Raw genomic sequence first — 21175 nt, forward strand, 5'->3', positions numbered from 1 at the left:
ATAGTCCTTTGGTCCCCCAGATGAACGCGCACCCGGGGGCGAAGTCACACCAGCTGGCGGCCGATGAAACCGCGCGCGTACGTGAGCGCCGGAGGTCGACTCCGGCGCGCACGTACGACGGGCGGTCAGGAGGCCACCGGCGCCGCGGTCTGTGCCGCGTTTTCGCTCTCCGGCGCGGCGGTTTCGGCGCGCTGGCCAGTGCGTACGACCACCACCGCGAGCGCCGCGAAGATCACCGCGGCGATGATTCCGCAAATGGTGACCCCGCTGGTGAAGGCGTCCTTGGCGGTCTGCAGCAACTGGTACGCCTGCGCTGCCGGCAGGTGCGCGCTGGCGGCCTGCGCGCCGGCCAAGGTCTCACGGGCGGCGGCTGGTACGCCGGTGAAGCCCGCGAGCTGCGTACGGTAGACAGCTGCGCTGATCGCGCCGAGCAGCGCGATCCCGAAGGCGCCGCCGAAGTAGTTGCTGGTCTCGGACATGGCCGCCGCCGAGCCGGCCCGCTCCGGGCGTACCGATCCAATGACCAGGCCGGTGCCGAGCGCGAACAGCGGGCCGGTGCCCAGCGCCAGTACGGTCACCGCCGCGATCGCCACTGGCAGCCCGCCAGTGGCGCTGACCTGCGTCAACAAGACGCAGCCCAGGACCGATATGAGCAGCCCACCGGCGATCGCGGTGCTCGGCAGCATCCGCCGGGTCAGCGCTGGGGCGAGCATCGTACCGACCGCCACTCCGATGCCCATCGGGGCGAAGAGCAGTGCCGACTCCAGCGGGGTGAAGCCCAGCACGCTCTGCAGATACTGGGTGACCAGCAGGCCGGTGCCGGCCATCGCGACGCCGGCGAAGACCAGCGAGATGAGAACGGCGGTGAAGGCCCGGTTGGCGAACAGCCGCAGGTCCAGCAGCGGGGTCTCCAACACCAGTTGGCGGCGTACGAAGGCAACTGCGACAACCACGCCGGCAGCGATCGACAGCAGCGGTACGACGGGGTTGTGCGAGTCGCCGACGGTCAGCTGCTTCAGGCCGTACACCAGCAGCAACACCGCCGCCAACGACAGTCCGGCGCTGGCCAGGTCCACCCGGTTCCCGGTCGGATTGCTGAACTCGGGCAGCAGGAACGGGCCAGCCACCAGCAGGGCCACCATCACCGGCACCGCGACCAGGAACACCGAACCCCACCAGAAGTGCTGCAGCAGCGCACCGGCGAGCACCGGCCCGAGCGCCCCACCGGCGAACTGGCAGGTGCCCAGATCGCGATCGCCCTGCCGCGCTGCGCCGGGTCGCGGAACATGTTGCCGATCAGCGCCAACGTCGACGGCGTCAGCGTCGCGCCGGCGATCCCCCCCAGCAGCAACCTCGCGACGATCAACATCAAGGGACTGACCGAAAACGCGGCGACCACCGACATCAGCGCGAACGCCGTTCCGCCGACGAACAGCAACTTGCGGCGGCCGATCCGGTCGCCCAGGGTGCCCATCGTGATGACGAAGCCGGCGACCATGAAGCCGTACCCGTCCGAAATCCACAGCTGTTCGATGCTGGTCGCCCCGAGGTCCGCGCTCAACCGCGGCAGCGCCAGGAACAGCGCGGTCATGTCCATCGCCACCAGTAGGGCCGGCAGCGCCAGCAACGTCAGCCCCAGCCCCATTCTCGCCGGCCGGCGACCTCGCTGTGCATCGTGTTCGGCATGTCCACTCCTCGTTCGCCTCGGATCGGTTCACCGGTTGGTCGCAGCCGTCGCGGGCTTCTTGACATCTGGATGAGAAGAAATTTCACCCGGCCGCGACCCGACCCTCGCAGCGGCACGTACGCAACGGAATGACCGATCCGGCAGCACGGTGTTGCGCGGAACACACCGCAAACAAGGCCACCGCCGTGCCAAGGTTCGAGTCGGAAAAAGTTCCGTCGACAATGTCAAGGACGGCCGGCGTGCTTCGACCAACCGCCGACGGATCCGCATCGGGATCCGCGGCGCACCACAAGGAGTGGACATGAAATTCCTGCTGATCATGCACATGAACCCGGCGGTCTGGGACGCGCTGACCGAGGACGAGCGGGCCGAGATCGGCAACGGGCACGGCGGTTTCATCGAGAAAATCACCGCTTCCGGCGAGATGATCACCACCCAGGGCCTCGCGGACCCGTCGCAGAGCGCGGTCGTACGGGTGCGGGGTGGCCAGCGGGTGGTCACCGACGGGCCGTATCTGGAGGCCAAGGAATACCTGGGCGGTTTCTACCTGATCGACTGCGAACCGTGAGCGTGCGCTGGAACTCGCGGCCGAGATCCCGGACGCCAAGGTCGACGGCCTCGGCGTGGAGGTCCGCCAGGTGATGTTCTCCGATGGGAACCTTGAGGTGTGACCACTGATTCGACCGCCGAGGACCTGCTGCGCGAGTGTGCGCCGCGGGTCCTTGGTGCGCTCGTACGCCGGCATGGCCAGTTCGAGGAATGCGAGGACGCGGTCCAGGAGGCGGTGCTCGCGGCCACCGTCCAATGGCCGGCCGAGGGCGTACCGACGAACCCGTACGGCTGGCTGATCACCGTCGCCTCCCGGCGGTTGATCGACCAGCAGCGCGCGCGAACACGCGCGGCGGGTACGGGAGAACGTGCTGGCCGCGCGGGTTCCGGAGGCGGTCGACGACACCGTGCCGGACACCGACGACTCGCTGGTTCTGCTGTTCCTGTGCTGTCATCCGGCGCTCACCGCGGCCTCCCAGACAGCGCTCACGCTGCGGGCCGTCGGTGGGCTCACGACGGCCGAGATCGCCCAGGCCTTCCTGGTGCCCGAGGCCACCATGGCAGCCCGGATCAGCCGCGCCAAACAGCGCATCAAGGCAGCTGGGAGCCAGTTTTCACCGGCCAGCCGCCGACGAGCTACCGGAGCGGTTGCAGGTGGTTCTGCAGGTGCTCTACCTGATTTTCAACGAGGGTTACACGGCCTCTTCCGGGACCGACCTGCATCGTGCCGACCTCGCCCGTGAGGCCATCCGGCTGACCCGGATGGTGCGCCGGCAGCTACCCGATGACGGCGAACTGGCCGGGCTGCTCGCACTGATGTTGCTGACCGACTCCCGGCGAGCGGCCAGGACGGGACCCGGTGGTGACCTGATCCCGCTCGACGAGCAGGACCGGGCCCGCTGGGACCGCGAGCAGATCGCCGAGGGCACCGCACTGGTCACCCAGGCGTTGGCCGCGTCCGCCCTCGGGCCGTACCAACTGCAGGCCGCGCGATCGCCGCCGTACACGCGCAGGCTGCTCGCGCGCAGGGCACCGACTGGGCCCAGGTGCACTTGCTTTACAAGATCCTGGAGCGGATCGCACCGAACCCGATGGTCACCCTCAACCGCGCCATCGCGCTCGCCGAGACCCAGGGGCCGCCGGCCGGCCTCGCGCTGCTGTCCACATTGGACAGTGATGAGCGGATGGCGAACCACCACCGGCTGCATTCAGTACGCGCGCACCTGCTGGAAAAGGCCGGTGATCTGACGGGCGCTCGTACGAACTATCTGCTGGCCGCTCGCGGCACCGCCAGCATCACCGAGCGCCGCTTTCTCGAATCCCGCGCGGCCCGCGTCTCAGGTCACTAATGGTCGGCCCCCTTTTTCGCGACCGCTTCAGGGCTGGATGTTTTCCAGGTCGTCGAGAAGGCTTGGGTGGGTTGGATTCCAGCCGAGCGCTTCACGGGGTGTGGGTGCTGGAAGACGGTTGGTCGGTCGCGAAAATCGGTCCGAGCGGGCCGAAAGTCTGCGTTGCCACCGGTTCGACCGGCAGCCCGAGGCGACGGCCGATGACGGCGGCGATCTCGCGTACGGCGTCGCCTTCGTCGGCCACCGCGTGCCAAACCGTCCCGGCAGGTGCCTTTTCCAGGGCCAGCCGGAAAAGGACGGCCGCGTCGAGGGCGTGTACGGCCGGCCAGCGTTGGTCGCCGTCACCTGGGTAGCCGGACACTCCGGATCCGCGGGCGATGGTGGTCAGCAAGCCGGCGAATCCACCGTTGCCTTGGTTGTGGACCGTACGCGGCAAGCGTATGGCGGTGCTCCGGACTCCGCGCGAGGCGAGATCCAGGGCCGCCGCAACTGCGACTCCGCGACCGCCGACCGGCCCCTCGGTCGACGTTGGATCCGACTCAACGGAGGGGCGGCCAGGCACGTATGGCGTACCGGAAACCACGACGTACGGGCGGTCGCTCCCGACAAGTTCCGCACCCAAGGTAGCGATGGCGGCGCTCTCCTGGGCCACCGCCTGAGAGCGACCGCGTCCGCGCTGCTGAAATCGTTGGCAAACGCCAAGTGGATCACTCCATCTGCCTGACCAGCGCCGACGCGGAGAGTGTCCACGTCAGAGAGGCTTCCCCGCAGCGCCTTCGCGCCGACTGCCTCGACGGCTTTCGCGGACGACTCGGTACGAGCGAGGGCCAACACAGTGTGACCATTGGCCAAGAGCTCGGCGACGACAGCGGACCCGACCAGCCCGGTGCCGCCGGTGATAAATACGTGCATAAGACTCTCCCGAAAAGTGATGGGACTTCTATCCCATGACACTACCAGGCGATGGGACAAGAGTCCCATCGACTAGACTGAGGTCCATGGCACGGTGGGAACCAGGGGCACGGGAACGGCTCGTTTTGGCTGCCGTGGAACTGTTCACCGAGCAGGGGTACGACGAAACCACGGTCGCGCAGATCGCCGAACGCGCCGGCGTCACGAAAAGCACTTTCTTCCGGCATTTTCCCGACAAACGCAAGCTTCTTTGCCGCCGGGCAGGAGACGCTCAGCCAACTGCTGACCGAGGGCATCGCCGGCGCGCCACCGGACGCCAGTCCGCTGGCAGCGGTCGCCGCCGGTCTCGTCCGCGCGTCGAGCGCGATGGGCCCGATGAACCGCGAACTCGGCCCGCGCCTGAAGGCGGCCATCGACGCCAACGCCGAGCTTCAGGAACGTGACGCTCTCAAAAGCGTCGGCCTCGCCGCCGCGATGACCGCCGCCCTGGTCGCCCGCGGCGTACCGGACCCGACCGCCCAGCTCGCCGGCGAACTGGGCGTACTCGCCTTCAAACGAGGCTTCACCGAGTGGTCCGGATCCGACCGACCCCCCGTCGACGAGCTCGCGCCGTACACGCTGAAGGCGCTCGACGACCTGCGAACCGCCACCGCCTCCCTAGGCTGACCGTCAGTCGTACCGTCCTGGAACGACGCCACAGCGGACCCTCAGGTGTCGTCGCCCTTCTCGCGCTTGGACGCTTCCGTGCGTTCGAGTTCGAGTGCGCGGCGATGCGCGCGCCGCACGTCGTCGCGCAACTGCCGTCCGGTTCCGGTGAGCACGAACTCCGCCGGTCGCCGTTTTGGTGCTGTCGCTGCGATCGCCTGCATGGCGGCGTCGAAGACATTGTCCATCGCGGCCCATTTGTCGTCGCCAGTCGGTGATCTGATCTCCAGGATGACGGAGCCCTCATCCTTCCTACGACCGCGGCTGCCGGTGTATCGCACCGTGTCCGTACGCCCGCCAAGTGCGCCCAGGCCCTCAAACAAGTCAGTCAATTCGTGGTAGGTCCGGGCCAGATCGGGGTCACGTCGGGTCCGTGGTGGCAGCTCGTTTCCGTCCAGATCGACGACATCGCGGCCCAACACCGCGGTCCGGCGCGCCGCTTCGGTGGGCGACACATCCGGCACCGGCCACTCCCGCTTGGCAAGTTGCTGATTGTCGACGTTGGTCCGCTCACGCCACGCCCGAAGGCGAGCGGCGAGGGTGGCGGGGTCGTTTTCATTCGGTCGACAAGCTCAGGGACATCTTCGTCGCTCAGGTTCTCGTCGGGAGCCTTAAGCATCGATGCCCAGCGAAGTTTTCCCGCTGCCGAAGACAAATCGGCGCCCTGCGTCATCGCGAGCAGCCACTGCCCTCGGCTGGTCGTCAGCATCCTCGGCGCGATGCCGGACCGACGATCGTGTACGACCGCGTTGAACAGCGGCGAAGTCGCCATCTGCCGCGGGTCTGGCTGGGGCGGCTGCTCGTCGCCTCGAAGCACTTGGCGGCGCCGCTCGACGATCGCGGTGGCCGACATGTCCATCATCGTGTGCACCCAGCCGGACAGGTCGCCCAGAATCACCTTCCGGTCATCGTCCGGCAGCAGGGCGAACATTGCGGCGAAGTCCGTGCGCGCCAGAACTTTGGTCAACCCCTTGAGAAAGGAGATCGAGTATAGGGGGTCATCTCCGGCTGGTGTCGCGGCCAAATAGGACTGGATCAGCGTGATGATCCCAGCAGCTCCGGGCTTGCCTTGCGGCCGGCCATCCGGCGCACCAGTGCGGTGTCGACGGGCCGTACGTCCGCGATCGGCTGTGCACCGCCGGCCAGCAGATCGTAGAAATGCGGCACCGCACGCAGCGGAACACCAACGGTGACCTGCAGGTCGGGATGGAACCCGCCGCCTCCGGGCGGAGTCAACCAGTAGCCAGGCACTCCACCGGGCAGTTCAGTCGTGTGGAACCGCCGTCCCGCTGGCTGGTCGGCCAACTGCCCGATCAACAGCCGCATCGCCGCTTTCATCTGCCGCCATTCGGCCACGTCGACGACTCCGGGCGGATTGGTCACCAGCTCGATGTTGGACTCGCGAGCGCCGTTGTCCTCGGCCTGCAACTGAAAGTACGTTCGATAGACCAGTGGCGTACCTTTGCCGACCTTCCCGCCAGCACTGTCGGTGACCTGCCAGTTGGACTCCTCCAGCTCGACACCCACGTTGCGCTGGACCTGAAGCGGAGCCGCCTGGGAGCCGAACAGCGCAGACACCGCCGCATTGCCGGCTTGGCGCTGCAGACCCAGGATCCGCGCTGGTTGCGGCCGCTCTCGCCAGCCCCCGGCCGGCGGCCGGTCGTCGCCGCATTTGCGCTGGTCAGCTGCCCTGTCACGCATCGCTCGCTCGATTCGGTCGGAGGTTCACACCGCAGCGAGAGCGTCTCCCATCTCCTTTGGGTCAGCTTAAGGTCGCGATTCTGACCCGTGTTACTTCCGGCCAACGGCCAACGCTTTTCGGGGTTGGGAATGAGTAGATGGTTCCGGCGGCTGTCAGGATCCGCAGCAGCAGTGCGCCTGGCCGGTCGGATGGGTGAGTTCGGTAGCGACGGCAGCGACGTTGCGTTGCGGCATGTTCGGGATCGACGCGACCGACGGATAGCGCGGGTAACTGTGGTCCATCGCGGCCAATATTGACTGTTGTTCCGGCGTTGTGACGTTTACGCCACCTGGCGACGCCGGGGGCCGTCGCATTATGGACGAGTCCGCGTACCTGCTGAAGGTACGCGCGTTGGGCGGTGAGGAGCGTACGCGTGTCGGCCGGCGTGCCGTGGCCCGGATAGCACGTTTTCGCCTGCGAGAAATGCCGCTCAAGCTGGTCCAGGTTGGTCAGCCAGCCGCAGCTGTGTCCTTCGAGCAACGCTGGCGTTGCCTTGTTGCAGAGCAGATCGCCGCAGAACAGCGAACGGCTGACTGGCTCGTAGTAGGCGGTCGCGGATTCCGATTCGCCAGGTCCGAACTCCGCCGTCTGGAACGTGACACCGTCGACCTTGATCGTCGCGCCGGGGTCGAAGGTCCGGGTGGGTGGGATGACCTTGGCTGGATAGTCGGCGCCGAGTCCCTGGCGGGTTAGTGGATAGAACCCCAGCGGATCGGTCCGCATGAGCTCGGCGGTCGCGTGGGAGGCATAGATCGGCGCTGCTGGATACGCGTCGCTAATAACGCCGGCTCCGCCGACGTGGTCAGGATGGGAGGGGAGTGGGTGAGGAGAATCGCCGAGACGCTCTTGCCGGTCTGCCGGATCCGCGCCAGCGCCTGCCGCGCATCGGACAGCGCGCGGCCGGTGTCGACGACCACCAGTCCCTTGGGGGTATGCAACCAAAACACGTTCACCGAGCCCGGATTGGCGGACGCGTACTGGCCGACCGTCGCCGGCCCGGACGTTGACTTCACCGACGGCTGAGCGTTCGTACGTGCACACCCCGCGACGGCCGTGCCGATCACAGCGGCGAGCAACACCCGACGCGAGATGGGGGCGTCGACCCGGCCGCGCGCGGGCTTGTTCATTTAACACTCCTTTTGTTGTGCAAAACCGGGTTTAGATTGTCAGCCTTACCGTTGCGTATCAACGGCCAATAGTGGATTGCAGCGATAACTGGAGCTGATGGATCGATGGGGTGACCACCGCCGCGCCGGCCAAAGGGAGTCGAGTCACTTTTTCACCTCTATTGTTTTTTACACCGAGTGACGTAGATCACCGGTAGCATACGACCATGAACCAGACGCTGGGGCTGCGTGAGCGCAAGAAGCTGATGACTCGGCAGGCGATCCTGGACACCGCCGCCGAACTGTTCGCCGGGCGTGGCTACGACAACGTGACCGTTGCTGAGATCGCCGACGCGGTGAACATCTCGGCCAAGACATTGTTCGTTTACTTCCCGGCCAAGGACGACCTGGTTTTCCACGGTGAAAACGAGATATGCGAGCGGCCGGTCGCGCGGGTGCGCGACCGGGCGGACGGCGAGACGCCACTGGACGCGATCGAGGCGCTGCTTCGCGCGGAGATGTCGGCCACGCCGTCCGTTGACGACTTGGAACGGCTGCGTGCGACCGTCCGCGACAGTGCCGTGCTGCAGGCCCGCATGCGGCTGATGTGGGAGCGATTCGAGATCGCGCTGGCCCGGCAACTGGCAGCCGAAGCGGGCACCGACGAGCACGCTCCCCGGCCGCGGGTCATCGCTGCCCAGCTGATCGCGATCTTCCGTTTGCTGGCCTCAGACGAGGTGCTCGGCTATCTGCGCGGCCGGCCGAAGTCCAGACGGCGCACCGCGTTCGCCGAGTGGCTCGACGTGTCGGTCGCCATGCTGCGCGACGGCATCGGCTCAACATAAACGGCGCCGTTCTTCGGCGTGCGCCCGAGAGTCATTTTCGGCTCAGGCCGAAAACCGTTGACGCCTCGACACGGATCGGGAAACACTCCCGCAAGACGAGCCGTCAAGATCAAGGTCTGCCGACACAGAAGGAAAGTTATGAACAGAGGCGCGAAAATTTTTGCTGTCTTGACCATCCTGCTCGCAGCCGTTTTCGCCAGCGGCGCTCCGGCCGCAGCGGAAACCGGACTTCACTGCAACCAGAATGTCTGTTTCGACGTACACGGCAAGAAGTTGAATGTATCAGGCGTGGACGGATATTATTCCAACAAGAATTACAGCATCCATTGTGGATTTATGATCCTGTTCGTGAACGGGAAAGCAGAGCTACCAGTCCAACGAACTCTGCACGGTCCCGTACGGATGGGGACCGAAACCGATGCACGTAAACATCAACCGCAATTTCGCGAACGGCACTCAGATCTGCGCCGAAATTCGCGGAACACAGGGCCACAAGAACCTCAACGGCCACCCGTGCATCACGGTGCATTCGTAACGTAAGCGGGCTCAGAACTGGTGGCCGTCGAGGTAGGTCCACTGGCCCTTTTCTCGTACGAACCGGCTAACCTCGTGCATCACGCCGGGTGAGCCGTCGGGTGTCCGGTAGTACGCGCGGAACTCCACTGTGCCGTCGACATGCAACAGCCCTCCACCTGTGGTGGCGACTATTTCGAGCCGCTCCCAGCGCGGCCCCTGCTGCAGGTCCAGCGCTTTCGGCCGGGTCGTCGGGTGCCAGCTGCGCAGCAGATAGGCCGCGTCACCCATGGCGAAAGCGCAGTAGTAGCGCGAGCGCATCAGGGCCTCCGCGGTCGCGGCAGGCAGGAGAGGTGCCGGCATGCGCGGGGCACACAACACTCGTCGTACGGTGGCATGCCGCCGCACGGGCATCGCCGCGGCGAGCGGGTCTTGGGGCGAGACGACATGACCGCCATTCTCCGCCCTCATCGATCTAGAGATCGACGACGACCTTGCCGTGTACGTGCCGGCCGGCCTGGAGCTCGGCAGCGCGGCGGATCTGCTCGACCGGGAAGCTCGCCGCGAGAGGCACTCGGAGTTGGCCCGCCGCGACCAGCAGGGCGACCGCTTCAGGGGGCGCCGAGAGCGGCGTTCGCGCCGTTGGCCGCCGACACACCGTCGACTTGTGTCGCGATGGTGCAGATGCGGCCGTCCGGGACGCCGAGTTCCCTTGCGGCGTGCACTGTTTTTCCGTCCCATGCAGGTCGATGGCCGCGGTGACCCCGCCGGGAGCCAGGGCCCGGACTCGGTCGGCCAGACCGTCGCCGTAGGCGACCGGCTCGGCTCCGAGATCGCGCAGGAAATCGAGGACGAGGACGCCGATCCGGTCCCGATCACCCGCGCCCCTGCGATCCGGGCCAGCTGGACAGCGAACACCCCGACCCCGCCCGCCGCGCCGCCGATCAGCACTGTGTCGTTCGGGCCGAGGTCGACCACGGCGAGGGCGGCCGATGCCGTACGGCCGGCGATCGTGAGGGTGGCGGCGGTGCGGTCGTCGACGCCATCGGGGGGGTGTGATGGGCCTCGTTCGCCGCGATCCCCCCGGCCGGGTCGATCACTACGAAGTCGGCGACCGCGCGGGACAGGGCGCCCCCGAACACCCGGTCGCCAGCTGCGAAGCCGGTCACTCCGGCACCGACCTGGTCAACCACACCCGCATAGTCGGTCCCGAACCCGGTTGGCAGGCTCAAGCCAAACCGGGCGGCGGTGTTCGCGTCGGCGGTCATGATCGAGTCCATCGGGTTCAGACCGGCCGCGGTGACCCGCACGCGTACCTGTCCCGGTCCGGCCTGCGGGGCGGGAATCCCGGATGTCCAGGCCTTCGGGGCCGCCGAATGACTCGAGCTGGACCGCCCTGCTCTGGCCCGTCGGCAGTTGATCGCTCTGTTGCTGCATGTACGCCTGTCTCCTTGGACCGAGGGAACACGTCGAAACGGACTATGCTCCGTTTGCATGGACGACCATAACACAACCGGAGCGCGTTCCGTTTCGACCGATGGGGAGATGCGCGCGCCACGGGCGGACGCGGCCCGTAACCGTGACCAGTTGCTCGCGGTGGCGACCCGCGTGTTCGTGTCGGCTGACGCCGAGCCATCGATGCGTGCGATCGCCCGCGAGGCTGGGGTCGGCATCGCCACGCTCTACCGGCACTTCCCGACCCGCGAGTCGCTGGTCGATGCGGTCTACCGGGACCAGGTCGTACGGCTGACCACCGGCGCCCGCGAACTGCTCGGCGAGCTGCCCCCAGCCGCGGCTATGCGGCACTGGATGGACTTGTTCGGTGACTGGATCGCGACCAAGAACGGCATGCTTGACACGCTGCTTGCGATGATCGAGTCAGGCGAAATCGCGCACACCCAAACCCGGACCGAGCTACTGGCGGCCATCACGACCATTCTTGAGGCCGGCCGCGCGGCGGGCGACCTCCGCTCCGACGTCACCGCCGAAGACATAGCCGCGTCCCTCATCGGCATCTTCACCGTGGCCCCCCGGCCCGAGCATGAAGCCAAGGCCGGTCGCCTACTAAATCTCCTAATGGACGGCCTACTAAGCCGGCATTGATTCAAGAGATATCTTGGGCGAGTCGGGCGCGCGAAAGAGCCGCCCTCAAAGCGCAGGCTTGACCTGCACTTCTGCGGAGTCGGTGCCCCTTTTTGGTGGCGTTCGCCGAGTGTGACCGAGATGGCGACTCTTGGCGTTGAACGGCGCGTTTTCTGCGCCAGTCGCACTTCCGTGAGGCCCTTGGACAATCGCGAGTGGGACAAAACCCCCACTGTCCGCGCCGAGCGGGGGCAAAGTCCCACACTCGGCGGCCGGACAACAACCCGACCGATCGATGAGGCCCGGCAAATATCCACTAGGCTGAGTTTCCGGGCTTGAGGACTCGGCAATTCATTTCGTTGCGATACCCTTCCGGCGGTATTACCCAGTAGCGCAGGGACCGCGATTCTTGTCGGGTCTCGCCTGGCGATAGACTTCCGCACTCCTGCGCCACCACCTACAGGTACGTCATAGCGAGAATCTGGCAACCTGGGTAATACGCCAGGGGCGTCCGAGTCATGCTCATTGACCAGCGGGTTCGTCGATGTTGATCATGAAAGGCCGGAAACTCCGGCTAGGAAACTGCCGGCCTAGTAGTAGCGTGTCGCTTCTAAATTTGCGATATTTGTTGGCGTGATCTTCTCAGGTTTCACTGCAGTCACAGGAGCAACCGCACCGTCCATCCCAACGCTTTCGCTCACAAAACGTTGAACGCGCGCGCTCTATGTTTCGTTGGGGTTATTGTGAAAGTACGCATTTCCTGATTACCCGTACGCGATCATATTGTCGGTGCCGGCGGTAGAATTAATGTCATGGCCGCCGGCGACGAAGTCACCTCTCCAGAGCTCTGGAGGTGTGACCCGGACGAGCTCGGCGAGCTGCTACAGGAGAAAGAAAAAGCGGTCCGGCTACTACAGGTCGAAGTGTTGGACATTGTCGCGGCGATCCACCGGGGAAACGTCGGCAAGACGCTCGGGCACCGCAACACCCTGGGCATGCTGCAAGACCTCCTTCGACTGTCCCCCACAGAGGCATCCCGACGCTACAAACGAGCCCTGAACCTGTGCCCCCAGCCAAGCCCTCACCGGGGAAACACTCGCACCCACACTCAGCATCGCGAGTGAGGCGATGCGCCGCGGGGAACTCGCGGACTCCCAAATCGACACGATTGTTGGGGTCGTGACCAGGCTCCCGGCCAGGGTGACCATCAAAGACCGCGAAGAAGCCGAAGCGTCGCTGGTGGAACACGCGAAACGGTACACCGCACCAGGCCTAGCCAAAGTCGGGCGACGGATCCATGATCACCTGGACCCCGACGGACCGGCGCCGTCCGAACACGAAAACGAGAAACCACGCCGCGAACTATCCCTACACACCGGCACAGACGGACGCCTGAACTTCAGTGGCTCGTTCGACGGGGAAACCGGCACTTTGTTCAGTGAAATTCTGAGCCCCCTGGCCAAACCCCGCCCCGCCGAGAATGGCACCCCTGATCAGCGGTCAGTGTCCGAACGCAACGGGGACGCGCTCGCGGAAGCGTTGAATCTGATCGCGGACTCCGGGAAACCCCCCGTCCAGGGCGCCGAGCGGCCGCATCTCACCATCACCATCAACTGGGACATGCTCCGCGACCGCCTCGGAGTCGCATACCCACACAGCGGCGCACCCATCTCCCCCAAAGGCGTCCGCCGGCTCGCGTGCGACGCGGACATCATCCCGATCGTGCTGGGCAGCGACAGCGTGCCGCTGGCTGGACGTCGACGACGCAACGAACGACTCATCACACCAGCCCTACGCAAAGCCCTGATAACGCGAGACAAAGGCTGCGCCAGATGCGGCCGACCACCCCGCTGGACCAGGGGGCACCACGTGCAGCACTGGGCCGACGGTGGGCATACCTGCCTTGACAATTGCGTGCTCCTGTGCGACCGCTGCCATCGCCTCGTCCATCACGGCGGCTGGGACGTACGCATCGTCAACGGAATCGTTGAATTCCTACCGCCCGCGTACGTTGACCGCGAACGAAGACCCATCCGCGGCATCAACCAACTCGCCGCATAGAAAAAAACCCACCCGGCCGCCGGGCACCACCACACCCGGCGGCCCACAACCCTGCAGACGAACCATCACCCCATCCGTCTCAACAGACCTGAACCCGTGTCGAGCCAGCGCGGGGCGAGGGGTTGAGGCTGACCGGTGAGGGTGGGCTGCTGGCTCGGTTGACCAAGATCGTGGTCGAGTCGGCTCTGGATGGGGAGATGGATGAGAGCATCTCGTTATTCCAAGCATGATCCGGTCGGTCGGGACGGCGGTAACTCCGTAACGGGAAGCGGTCCAACGTTGGCGACCGAGGCTGGGCCGGCGGCAGCGACGCGCATCAGGTATCGACGACCTCGTGATTTCGTTGTCCGCGAAGGAATTGACCACCGGGGAGAATCTCGGCGCACCTGGCCGAGGTGTACGATGCGACCGCGTCCAAGACGACGATCTCCGCGATCACCGACCGGGTCCTGGAGGGCATGAGCGAGTGGCAGAACCGGCCGATCTACGTCGCGCTGGCCGTCGCCACCGAAGGCACCCGCGACATCCTCGGGCTGTGGCCGGTGAGCACGGCGACGGGGAGGGCGCCAAGTGCTGGATGCGGGTGCTATCGGAGATCAAGAACCGCGGCACCAACGACGTGTGCATCGCGGTTTGCGACGGTCTCAAGGGAATCTCCCGCTCGGGCAACTAAAATCCGGCATCCGTTGAACGTCACCTGTGTGAACGCTGGCCGGAGTTTTTGGCCGAGTTGGTGGGATCTACGGCAGTGCCATTCGGTCGATTTTGCCGTTGGGTGTCAAGGGAAGATCGGTCAGAGTGACGATCTCGCCAGGAATAATTGCCTTAGGCAGGTGGGCGAGGAGGTGCTGGATGAGGTCATCAGTGTCCAGGACGGGATAGTTGGAGCGCAGGACGACATGCGCGACAAGCTGATGATTGCCTTTGGTACGGCGGGCGGTGACGACGGCGCGCGCGATTGCTGGATAACCCAGCAGGTGCGCCTCGATTTCGCCGAGTTCGACGCGTAGGCCGTTGATCTTGGTTTGGAAGTCGATACGACCGAGGAGTTCGATGATGCCATCTGGTCCGTATCGCGCGATGTCTCCGGTTCGCAGGAGGCGGCGGGTGCGGCCGTCGGGTGCGTGCCAGTGGATTTCGTTTCGTTTGGGTCAGGTCGGGGCGGTTGAGGTAGTCGCGGGCGAGGCCAATACCGCCGATATGGAGTTCACCCGGCACCCCGACGGGTACGAGTTGGCCAGCGGTGTCGAGAATGTACGTGGTTTGGTTGGCCATCGGACGGCCGTACGGGATGCTTCGCCATTCAGGGTCGCGGTCGGTGACCTCGTAGATGGTCGAGTGAATGGAGGCTTCCGAGATGCCACCGAGAGCAATGAACCGTACGCTCGGTGAAATCGCGCGAAGGCGTTCGGGATGGGTGAGGTCAATCCAGTCACCCCCGAGCATCGCCAGGCGCACCGTCGGCAGTGCCGGGCCACCACGGAATTCGATGGAGCCGAGCAGGATCTCCAGCAGCGCGGGTGTCGAATTCCAGATGGTGACTTGATGTTCGGTGATGAGTTGCGACCAGTGCCGTGGATTGCGGGCTCGCGTCAGGGTGGGGAGCACGACGGTGCCGCCGGCGATGAGGATCCCCAGCAGTTCTGGCACGGCCATGTCGAAATTGGGTGACGACAAGCTAATGACAGCGTCGCCGTGGCCGGCTGAAACGTGTGTTCAGATCGAGCAGATTGTTGGCCACTCCGCGGTGTGTGACGGCGATGGCCTTCGGCGTACCAGTGGATCCGGACGTGTAGATGAGATAACAGAGATTGTCGACCGTGACGGCTGAACGTGGCGGTCCGGGATTCGTTGGCCCAGCCAGCAGTTGGTCGAGTTCGACCGTTTCCCCAGTACCGGGAGGCAGCTTCCCGGTCAGGTCGCTGGTGGTGATGACGACTCGGCAAGCGGAGTCAGCAAGGATGAATTCCAGTCGCGCGGTTGGGTATTCGAGATCCAGCGACAGGAAAGCGCCGCCGGCTTTCAGAATGGCCAGCATGCTGATCACCAGATCAGGCGTTTTGCGGAGGCAGATGGCGACGATGGTGTCGGGGCCGACGCCGAGGGTCTGAAGATGGCTGGCAAGACGGTTGCTCGCGGCGTCGAGGTCAGCGTACGTAAGGATGCCGTCGGAATGAATGATCGCCACCGCGTCGGGAGTCAATTCGGTGCGAGCAGTGAAATGTTCATGCAGGCAACGGTCTTGCGGCAGGTCTTGAGCAGTGTCGTTCCATCGGTCGAGCATCATGGTGAACTCTGCGGGTGATAACAGCGGCAGTTTGCTCAGCGGGGTGTCCGGTTCGGTGGCCGCGCCGGTCAGCAGCGTGAGCAGGTGGCTGGCGAACCGCGCAATGGCGCCGTCATCGATCGTCGCGCTGTCGTACGTGATGCGTATCTGCGCCGATTCAACGCAAAAGCGCACACGTGGGGAATGATCCGGCGGAACGGTCCCGCGGTGGTGTGCGGCGACCTGGCACATCGCGGGGTCGGTGGGATCCGGAACGAGGTCACCGGCGGCAGTTCGGCGCAGCAGTTCGCGAAAGACCGGATCGCCGTCGATTTCGAGGTCGAAAAGTTGCCAGCGACCCCCTGGCGCGACGAGAATCGGTACGCGGGCTTGCCCCGTGTAGCGGGAAAAGGTCGCGGCCAGTGCGGTCAGAATGACAGCGAAGGACTTAGTTTTCGTTTCGGTTGCGAGTTTTCCGATCGCGGTGACGACTGGGTCCGGCAGCGGGATGGTGATCTCGGCGCTGCCTGCCGGGCCAGTGGTACGCCTGCCGATGGACCGAAGGTCGAGTGCCACCAATTGGTCGCCGCTCATGGAACCTGTTGTTTGTTCGCGAGTACGCGCCTGATTTCGGCGGCGAATTCCGCGACTGTCGACGCCTCAAAGATCAGGCTGACCGGCAGCTCGATGGCCAACCGCTCACGCAGGGCGGTGACTACGGCCATTGCTTGGACGGAATGTCCGCCGCGCGCGAAGAAATCATCGTTGATGTCGATGTCGGCTACCCGCAGTGCCGCCTGCCACACGTCGATGACCAGTTGCTCGACTTGGTCTTGAGAAGTCACGCTGCTCCCGTCAGGTCGTCGCCGACAACCCTGTTTCCGGTTCTGCGTCCGCTCGGCGTCAGTACGAACGTTCGCTGCCTCTCGCACGGTGCGGGCAGGTGCGAACGCGCGTACTTCCGTGCACCGATCAATGCCCGTACGACGAACCCGCGAGTGCAGGGATTTCCCGAGTTTTCCCGGCTTTGCGGCCTTCTGTCGCGGTGCCCGGTGATGTCAGACTGTCGATTGTCCTGCCTCCCCGGGTCGGGAGTCATACCAGACGAGAGGTCGTCGGCTTGAGTGTGGAGCTGGTCGGTGTCGTTGGAGCTGGCGTGATTGGTCGCGGAGTGTGCCACGCGGTTGCGGCAAGTGGCGTTGACGTCGTGCTTGTCGACGTGGACGCGCGGACTTTGACCGACGCGGTGGACGAGATCCGGGTGAACGCCCGAATGTACCGACTGCTGGACGGCGGCGCCGGTACGACGACCGGCAGTCGAGAGCTGCTCCAGCGGATTCATCCCTCGGTAGACTACGAAAGTCTCGCGGACGCCGACATCGTCATTGAGAACGTCCCGGAAAACTGGGATATCAAACAGTCCGTCTACCAGGAGTTGAGTCGGACGTGTCCGACAGCAACCGTTTTCGCGGCGAATACGTCGACCATTCCGATCACCAGGATCGCCGCGACGACGGATCGGCCCGATCAGGTGGTCGGCCTGCATTTCATGAATCCGGTGCCGTTGAAACCGACCGTGGAGCTGATCCGAGGCCGTGACACCTCCGACTCAACGGTCGCGCGGGTGATGGAATTGCTGGATCGGATGGGAAAGGAAGCGGTTGGCGTCCGAGATTCGCCGGGATTCGTGACGAATCGGGTGCTCATGCTGGCGGTCAACGAGGCCACGTCCCTGGTCGAGGAAGGCGTCGCGGAGCCGGCCGCGATCGATCGACTTTTCACCGGTGGTCTCGGACATCGGATGGGGATACTGGCCACCGCCGACCTGATCGGGATCGACACGGTGCTGAACAGCATCGAGATGTTGTACGAGGCGTTCGGTGACAGCAAATACCGGCCCTGTCCGTTGTTGCGCAAGATGGTCGAGGAGGCCGGTTGGGTCGCAAGAGCGGAGCTGGTTTCTTCGCGTACGATCCGGCGGCCGGGAGCTGACATGCCGGTGGATGTGAGCGGGATCCGGGACCGTGTACGGGTGTTCGTCGTCGATGCGGCCGGTTTGGACGGGCTGGCCGACGACGAGCGGATGTTCCTGCGATACCACCTCAGTTCGCTGTTCGCCGTGCAGTTGGTTTTGTTCGTCGAGCGCGCGTTCGGGATTATCGTCGAGGATGACGACCTGGACATGGAGAACTTCGCCACGGTGAACGCGATCGCCGCCCTCGTCGCGAGGAAACCCAGTGCTCGTTGAGCCGATCCAGGAGCGGTCCGCCGCGATCCGCGGGTTCGCGGAGTTCGCGCGAGCGGAAATCGGCACCCGCGCGAGCTGGCACGACCAACGCGAGCACCTGGATCCGGGGCTGCGGACAATCCTGGCGGGACAGGGCTTTTTTCGCGCCGTTTGTCCCGCCGGCGCACGGTGGCCGCGGATTCGATCTGATGACGTACGCGATGCTGCATGAACAGATCGGCCGATGTTGCAGCGCCACCAGGACGATTCTGACCGCACATGACATGGTGGCCAGGACCGTCCTTCGGTGCGGCCGAAACGACCAACGCGACCAGTGGCTGCCCATGCTGACCAGCGGACGAGCACTCGCGGGATTCGCGCTGACAGAGCCCGGTTCCGGCAGCGACGGCCGGCCGGTGGATACCGTGGCCGTGCGGCAGAGTGATGGATATCGGCTCTCCGGAAAGAAGACGTGGGTAAGTGGCGGTCAGGTCGCCGACGTTTTCCTGGTTTTCGCGCGAGAAGACGACGGCGTGACCGCGTTGCTGGTCACCGCGGACACCCCGGGCCTGACCCGGGAACCGGTACGAGGACTGCTCGGTTGCCGCGGCGCCGAGCTCGCACACCTGGCATTCGACGGCTGCCCCATCGGCGTCGACGCGGTCGTCGGTCGAGCCCGGAACGCGCATCCGTTGGTGTCTGGCCACGCCCTCACGCTGGGCCGGCTCAGCGTCGCGGCCGGCGGTGTTGGCGTCGCGCAGGCGTGTACCGACGCAAGCGTGGCGTACGCGACCGAACGCCGCCAAGGCGACTCCGCATTGATAGACCATCAGTTGGTCAACCGAATGCTCACCGAGATGATCACCGGCACCGAAGCGGCCCGCCTGCTGTGCCGGCAGGCCGCCGAATTACTGGATGCCGGCGATCCGCAGGCACCGATGGCGGCCAGCATGGCCAAATATGTCGCGGCGCGCAACGCGGTGGACGCGGCCCGCGACGCGGTCCAGATTCACGGCGCGTACGGCTGTTCCGCCGACGCGCCAGTGGAACGGTATTTCCGGGACGCGAAGGTGCTGGAGATTATCGAAGGCAGCAACGAAATTCACCAGCAACTGATCGGCCGGTACGGCTACACCGAATACGGGCTCGCCGGTGGCCGCTCATGACAGAGCTGGTGAAATGCGTGGTCTGGGACCTGGACGACACGGTGTGGAATGGTGTCCTGCTGGAGAATGACGCGATTCACCTGCGGCTGGGCGTGGTCGACACCGTGCGGGAACTGGACCGCCGGGGGATCCTGCAGTCGATCGCCAGCCGCAACGACGGCGCCCGCGCGACCGCCGCGCTACGAGATTTTGGCCTGTCGGACTACTTCCTGGTGCCACAGCTAGGCTGGGGTGCGAAATCCGGTTCGGTACGGCGGATCGCCGAAGAACTGTCGATCGGCCTGGACACCCTGCTGTTCGTGGACGACGACCCGGTCGAACGGGCCGAGGTCGCCAGCACTCACCCGGACGTACGAGTCGCCGACGCCGACATCCCCGCCTTGCTGACCCGTCCGGATCTCACTCCGGCCGCGGTGACCGGCGAGGGTCGGCGCCGGCGGCTGATGTACCACGCGGAATTCCGCCGTCGGCGCGCCGAACAGGATTTCACCGGCCCGGCGCCGGAGTTCTTGGCGTCATTGCAGATGAACGTGACGATCCGCCGGGCCGCACTCGGCGACCTCGACCGCGCCGAGGAACTGACGGTACGAACAAACCAGCTCAACGCGACCGGTTACCCGTACTCGCGGGCCGAGCTGGCCGAGCTGGCCAGCTCGGCGGTTCATGACCTGATCGTCGTCGAGCTGTCCGACCGGTTCGGCTCGTACGGCATCGTCGGCCTCGCATTGCTGACCCACGACCCGCAGGTGTGGACGGTGAAGTTGTTGCTGATGTCCTGCCGGGTGTCCGCACGAGGAATCGGCACAGTTCTGCTGCACGACCTGATAACCCAGAGCCAGCGGCAGAAAACCCGACTGCGCGGCGAATTCGTCCCGACGCCAGTCAACCGGCCGATGCGGATCAGCTACCGGCTGGCCGGCTTCCGTGCGGTCGGCAGCCGTGACGGCGTACAGCTGCTGGAACACCACGGGACACCGACCACTCCTGCACCGCACGTGACCGTTTCCTCGACCTGGAGCCAAATGTGAGCGGGATCGCCTTCATGTTCACCGGCGCCGGTGACCAGTATCCAGGCATGGGTGCTCAGCTTTACCAGGACGAGCCGGTGTTCCGGGACGGCGTCGACAGGTGTTGCCGACTGCTGTCGCCGCTGCTCGGATTCGACCTGCACACCGTCATCTACCCGGACGTGGACCAACCCATTCGTACGGCGGAGCCAGATCTCTGCGGCGGCTGCTCGGCCGGGACGAACCCGATCCGGCGCAGCAGTCGCTGGACCGTACGCTGGCGGCTCATCCGGCCACCTTCGCCGTCGGCGTCGCGCTGGCCGAGACGCTGCTGGAAGCCGGTGTACGGCCGGACGCGGTGATGGGCCACAGCCTCGGCGAGATCATCGCGGCGACCGTCGCTGGGGTGTTCACCCCTGCCGACGCCGCGCTGCTGGTCACGGCACGGGCCAAAGCGGTGGAAACGCTCGACGAGGGGGCCATGCTCGCCGTCCTGCTGCCGGAGGACCGGGTACGTTCCCTCATCACCGCGGAGCTGTCCGTGGCCGCGGTCAACACGCCGTCGCTCTGTGTCGTAGCCGGTCCTGTGGACGACGTGGTGCGACTGCAGCGGGAACTCGAGCGTACGGAGGTGGCATGTCAGCGACTGGCCGCCAGGCATGCGTTCCACTCGACGCAGCTAAACCAACTGACCGATCAGCTCGATGCGGTCATCGCCGGCCTCGACCTGCGGCCGCCGCGAATTCCCGTGGTGTCGAACATCTCGGGGACCTGGTTGACCGCTGCGGAGGCCACCGATCCGCGCTATTGGACGCGGCAACTGACCGAAACTGTACGTTTTGACGCCGGCCTGCGTACGCTGCTCGCGCATCACCGGACGTTGGTGGAGGTCGGCCCCGGCCGGACGCTGGCGTCGTTCGTGTCCGGCACTCGGATCGGTACGACCGTGGTCACGACCC

At 65.5% G+C, this 21175-nt stretch carries 24 protein-coding genes and 7 pseudogenes; 17 read left to right on the forward strand and 14 right to left on the reverse strand.

What is annotated here, in order from left to right:
• Nucleotides 1–125: 125 nt before the first annotated feature.
• Nucleotides 126–1645, reverse strand: a pseudogene (locus tag GNX96_RS24765) (MFS transporter).
• Nucleotides 1646–1988: 343 nt separating this feature from the next.
• On the opposite strand from GNX96_RS24765, the gene GNX96_RS24770 reads away from it, so the two are divergent.
• From GNX96_RS24770 to GNX96_RS61450, 5 genes and pseudogenes are all read left to right on the forward strand, one after another.
• The gene (locus GNX96_RS24770) at nucleotides 1989–2255 is read left to right on the forward strand and encodes a YciI family protein (RefSeq protein ID WP_279581395.1); all 267 of its coding nucleotides are present in this window, start codon (nucleotides 1989–1991) and stop codon (nucleotides 2253–2255) included.
• 99 nt (nucleotides 2256–2354) lie between these two features.
• A pseudogene (locus GNX96_RS61435) lies at nucleotides 2355–2525 on the forward strand (RNA polymerase sigma factor); the annotation flags it as partial.
• A 79-nt stretch (nucleotides 2526–2604) separates the two neighbouring features.
• Nucleotides 2605–2979, forward strand: a complete 375-nt coding sequence (locus tag GNX96_RS61440) for a sigma factor-like helix-turn-helix DNA-binding protein (protein WP_313885778.1) — start codon at nucleotides 2605–2607, stop codon at nucleotides 2977–2979.
• Nucleotides 2903–3124 (forward strand): annotated as a pseudogene (locus GNX96_RS61445) (DUF6596 domain-containing protein); the annotation flags it as partial. The gene GNX96_RS61440 and the pseudogene GNX96_RS61445, both read left to right, overlap by 77 nt.
• Nucleotides 3125–3282: 158 nt before the next feature.
• On the forward strand, nucleotides 3283–3585 hold the full coding sequence (locus GNX96_RS61450) for a hypothetical protein (protein WP_313885782.1): 303 nt from the start codon (nucleotides 3283–3285) through the stop codon (nucleotides 3583–3585).
• Nucleotides 3586–3612: 27 nt separating this feature from the next.
• Here GNX96_RS61450 and GNX96_RS24780 read toward each other — a convergent pair.
• Nucleotides 3613–4497, reverse strand: a pseudogene (locus GNX96_RS24780) (SDR family oxidoreductase).
• Between the two features lie 86 nt (nucleotides 4498–4583).
• Here GNX96_RS24780 and GNX96_RS24785 point away from each other — a divergent pair.
• Nucleotides 4584–5163, forward strand: a pseudogene (locus GNX96_RS24785) (TetR/AcrR family transcriptional regulator).
• A 41-nt stretch (nucleotides 5164–5204) separates the two neighbouring features.
• Here the strand turns inward: GNX96_RS24785 and GNX96_RS24790 are convergent.
• From GNX96_RS24790 to GNX96_RS54945, 5 genes are all read right to left on the reverse strand, one after another.
• The gene (locus GNX96_RS24790; RefSeq protein ID WP_163569917.1) at nucleotides 5205–5534 is read right to left on the reverse strand and encodes a hypothetical protein; all 330 of its coding nucleotides are present in this window, start codon (nucleotides 5532–5534) and stop codon (nucleotides 5205–5207) included.
• Nucleotides 5531–6169 (reverse strand): hypothetical protein, encoded by a 639-nt coding sequence (locus GNX96_RS24795; RefSeq protein ID WP_163569918.1) that lies wholly within the window; start codon nucleotides 6167–6169, stop codon nucleotides 5531–5533. The genes GNX96_RS24790 and GNX96_RS24795 overlap by 4 nt, the downstream gene beginning before the upstream one ends.
• Nucleotides 6170–6237: 68 nt before the next feature.
• On the reverse strand, nucleotides 6238–6903 hold the full coding sequence (locus GNX96_RS24800) for a hypothetical protein (RefSeq protein WP_163569919.1): 666 nt from the start codon (nucleotides 6901–6903) through the stop codon (nucleotides 6238–6240).
• Nucleotides 6904–6964: 61 nt separating this feature from the next.
• Nucleotides 6965–7723 carry an MBL fold metallo-hydrolase gene (locus tag GNX96_RS24805; protein WP_279581416.1) on the reverse strand — a complete coding sequence of 253 codons (759 nt, stop codon included), beginning with the start codon at nucleotides 7721–7723 and terminating at the stop codon, nucleotides 6965–6967.
• On the reverse strand, nucleotides 7633–8070 hold the full coding sequence (locus GNX96_RS54945; RefSeq protein WP_279581396.1) for an MBL fold metallo-hydrolase: 438 nt from the start codon (nucleotides 8068–8070) through the stop codon (nucleotides 7633–7635). The genes GNX96_RS24805 and GNX96_RS54945 overlap by 91 nt, the downstream gene beginning before the upstream one ends.
• A 206-nt stretch (nucleotides 8071–8276) precedes the next feature.
• Here GNX96_RS54945 and GNX96_RS24810 point away from each other — a divergent pair, with 206 nt between their 5' ends.
• Complete coding sequence (locus tag GNX96_RS24810) at nucleotides 8277–8894, forward strand: TetR/AcrR family transcriptional regulator (RefSeq protein WP_163569921.1); 618 nt, start codon at nucleotides 8277–8279, stop codon at nucleotides 8892–8894.
• Between the two features lie 546 nt (nucleotides 8895–9440).
• On the opposite strand, the gene GNX96_RS24815 is transcribed toward GNX96_RS24810, so the two are convergent.
• The 3 genes from GNX96_RS24815 to GNX96_RS54955 are packed head-to-tail and all read right to left on the reverse strand — an operon-like array spanning nucleotide 9441 to nucleotide 10717.
• Nucleotides 9441–9878: a YchJ family protein gene (locus GNX96_RS24815; RefSeq protein WP_390624133.1), complete on the reverse strand. Its 438-nt coding sequence runs from the start codon at nucleotides 9876–9878 to the stop codon at nucleotides 9441–9443.
• A gap of 4 nt (nucleotides 9879–9882) precedes the next feature.
• Nucleotides 9883–10467, reverse strand: a complete 585-nt coding sequence (locus tag GNX96_RS61455; RefSeq protein WP_313885779.1) for a zinc-binding dehydrogenase — start codon at nucleotides 10465–10467, stop codon at nucleotides 9883–9885.
• Nucleotides 10352–10717: an alcohol dehydrogenase catalytic domain-containing protein gene (locus GNX96_RS54955; RefSeq protein ID WP_279581397.1), complete on the reverse strand. Its 366-nt coding sequence runs from the start codon at nucleotides 10715–10717 to the stop codon at nucleotides 10352–10354. The genes GNX96_RS61455 and GNX96_RS54955 overlap by 116 nt, the downstream gene beginning before the upstream one ends.
• A gap of 235 nt (nucleotides 10718–10952) precedes the next feature.
• Between GNX96_RS54955 and GNX96_RS24825 the strand changes: the two genes are divergently transcribed.
• The 4 genes and pseudogenes from GNX96_RS24825 to GNX96_RS67355 form a co-directional block, all read left to right on the forward strand.
• On the forward strand, nucleotides 10953–11510 hold the full coding sequence (locus GNX96_RS24825; RefSeq protein ID WP_163569922.1) for a TetR/AcrR family transcriptional regulator: 558 nt from the start codon (nucleotides 10953–10955) through the stop codon (nucleotides 11508–11510).
• 791 nt (nucleotides 11511–12301) lie between these two features.
• Nucleotides 12302–12613 (forward strand): hypothetical protein, encoded by a 312-nt coding sequence (locus GNX96_RS24830; RefSeq protein WP_163569923.1) that lies wholly within the window; start codon nucleotides 12302–12304, stop codon nucleotides 12611–12613.
• A gap of 4 nt (nucleotides 12614–12617) precedes the next feature.
• Nucleotides 12618–13550 carry an HNH endonuclease gene (locus GNX96_RS24835; protein WP_163569924.1) on the forward strand — a complete coding sequence of 311 codons (933 nt, stop codon included), beginning with the start codon at nucleotides 12618–12620 and terminating at the stop codon, nucleotides 13548–13550.
• 122 nt (nucleotides 13551–13672) lie between these two features.
• Nucleotides 13673–14205: pseudogene (locus tag GNX96_RS67355) on the forward strand (transposase); the annotation flags it as partial.
• 85 nt (nucleotides 14206–14290) lie between these two features.
• Here GNX96_RS67355 and GNX96_RS64745 read toward each other — a convergent pair.
• Genes GNX96_RS64745 through GNX96_RS24860 form a run of 4 tightly spaced genes read right to left on the reverse strand, consistent with a single transcriptional unit; the run spans nucleotide 14291 to nucleotide 16661 of the window.
• The gene (locus GNX96_RS64745; protein ID WP_390624138.1) at nucleotides 14291–14527 is read right to left on the reverse strand and encodes an AMP-binding enzyme; all 237 of its coding nucleotides are present in this window, start codon (nucleotides 14525–14527) and stop codon (nucleotides 14291–14293) included.
• Nucleotides 14412–15206 carry an AMP-binding protein gene (locus tag GNX96_RS64750; protein ID WP_390624134.1) on the reverse strand — a complete coding sequence of 265 codons (795 nt, stop codon included), beginning with the start codon at nucleotides 15204–15206 and terminating at the stop codon, nucleotides 14412–14414. The genes GNX96_RS64745 and GNX96_RS64750 overlap by 116 nt, the downstream gene beginning before the upstream one ends.
• Nucleotides 15207–15228: 22 nt before the next feature.
• Nucleotides 15229–16410 carry an AMP-binding protein gene (locus tag GNX96_RS24855; RefSeq protein ID WP_163569926.1) on the reverse strand — a complete coding sequence of 394 codons (1182 nt, stop codon included), beginning with the start codon at nucleotides 16408–16410 and terminating at the stop codon, nucleotides 15229–15231.
• On the reverse strand, nucleotides 16407–16661 hold the full coding sequence (locus GNX96_RS24860) for a phosphopantetheine-binding protein (protein WP_163569927.1): 255 nt from the start codon (nucleotides 16659–16661) through the stop codon (nucleotides 16407–16409). Before GNX96_RS24860 ends, GNX96_RS24855 begins: the two co-directional genes overlap by 4 nt.
• A 281-nt stretch (nucleotides 16662–16942) precedes the next feature.
• Here GNX96_RS24860 and GNX96_RS24865 point away from each other — a divergent pair, with 281 nt between their 5' ends.
• The 6 genes and pseudogenes from GNX96_RS24865 to GNX96_RS54975 form a co-directional block, all read left to right on the forward strand.
• Nucleotides 16943–18064, forward strand: a complete 1122-nt coding sequence (locus GNX96_RS24865) for a 3-hydroxyacyl-CoA dehydrogenase NAD-binding domain-containing protein (RefSeq protein WP_279581418.1) — start codon at nucleotides 16943–16945, stop codon at nucleotides 18062–18064.
• Nucleotides 18054–18275 (forward strand): hypothetical protein, encoded by a 222-nt coding sequence (locus GNX96_RS54970; protein ID WP_279581400.1) that lies wholly within the window; start codon nucleotides 18054–18056, stop codon nucleotides 18273–18275. Before GNX96_RS24865 ends, GNX96_RS54970 begins: the two co-directional genes overlap by 11 nt.
• Nucleotides 18253–19209, forward strand: coding sequence for an acyl-CoA dehydrogenase family protein (locus GNX96_RS24875; protein ID WP_279581401.1), 957 nt, complete (start codon nucleotides 18253–18255; stop codon nucleotides 19207–19209). The genes GNX96_RS54970 and GNX96_RS24875 overlap by 23 nt, the downstream gene beginning before the upstream one ends.
• Complete coding sequence (locus GNX96_RS24880) at nucleotides 19206–20237, forward strand: HAD-IIIC family phosphatase (RefSeq protein ID WP_163569930.1); 1032 nt, start codon at nucleotides 19206–19208, stop codon at nucleotides 20235–20237. Before GNX96_RS24875 ends, GNX96_RS24880 begins: the two co-directional genes overlap by 4 nt.
• Complete coding sequence (locus GNX96_RS24885) at nucleotides 20234–20578, forward strand: acyltransferase domain-containing protein (RefSeq protein WP_163569931.1); 345 nt, start codon at nucleotides 20234–20236, stop codon at nucleotides 20576–20578. The genes GNX96_RS24880 and GNX96_RS24885 overlap by 4 nt, the downstream gene beginning before the upstream one ends.
• A pseudogene (locus tag GNX96_RS54975) lies at nucleotides 20533–21078 on the forward strand (acyltransferase domain-containing protein); the annotation flags it as partial. The gene GNX96_RS24885 and the pseudogene GNX96_RS54975, both read left to right, overlap by 46 nt.
• Nucleotides 21079–21175: the final 97 nt, after the last annotated feature.

This window comes from Fodinicola feengrottensis (genome assembly GCF_010993775.1).
Lineage (GTDB): Bacteria > Actinomycetota > Actinomycetes > Mycobacteriales > HKI-0501 > Fodinicola > Fodinicola feengrottensis.

Excerpts from the sequence above, each read along its gene's own strand:
- GNX96_RS24875 (WP_279581401.1), top strand. The coding sequence starts at position 18,253 with ATGACGTACGCGATGCTGCATGAACAGATCGGCCGATGTTGCAGCGCC.
- GNX96_RS24770 (WP_279581395.1), top strand. The coding sequence starts at position 1,989 with ATGAAATTCCTGCTGATCATGCACATGAACCCGGCGGTCTGGGACGCG.
- GNX96_RS24825 (WP_163569922.1), top strand. The coding sequence starts at position 10,953 with ATGCGCGCGCCACGGGCGGACGCGGCCCGTAACCGTGACCAGTTGCTC.
- GNX96_RS24815 (WP_390624133.1), bottom strand. The coding sequence starts at position 9,878 with ATGAGGGCGGAGAATGGCGGTCATGTCGTCTCGCCCCAAGACCCGCTC.
- GNX96_RS24835 (WP_163569924.1), top strand. The coding sequence starts at position 12,618 with ATGCGCCGCGGGGAACTCGCGGACTCCCAAATCGACACGATTGTTGGG.
- GNX96_RS24830 (WP_163569923.1), top strand. The coding sequence starts at position 12,302 with ATGGCCGCCGGCGACGAAGTCACCTCTCCAGAGCTCTGGAGGTGTGAC.
- GNX96_RS24800 (WP_163569919.1), bottom strand. The coding sequence starts at position 6,903 with ATGCGTGACAGGGCAGCTGACCAGCGCAAATGCGGCGACGACCGGCCG.
- GNX96_RS24810 (WP_163569921.1), top strand. The coding sequence starts at position 8,277 with ATGAACCAGACGCTGGGGCTGCGTGAGCGCAAGAAGCTGATGACTCGG.
- GNX96_RS54945 (WP_279581396.1), bottom strand. The coding sequence starts at position 8,070 with ATGAACAAGCCCGCGCGCGGCCGGGTCGACGCCCCCATCTCGCGTCGG.
- GNX96_RS24855 (WP_163569926.1), bottom strand. The coding sequence starts at position 16,410 with ATGAGCGGCGACCAATTGGTGGCACTCGACCTTCGGTCCATCGGCAGG.
- GNX96_RS64750 (WP_390624134.1), bottom strand. The coding sequence starts at position 15,206 with ATGGCCGTGCCAGAACTGCTGGGGATCCTCATCGCCGGCGGCACCGTC.
- GNX96_RS24880 (WP_163569930.1), top strand. The coding sequence starts at position 19,206 with ATGACAGAGCTGGTGAAATGCGTGGTCTGGGACCTGGACGACACGGTG.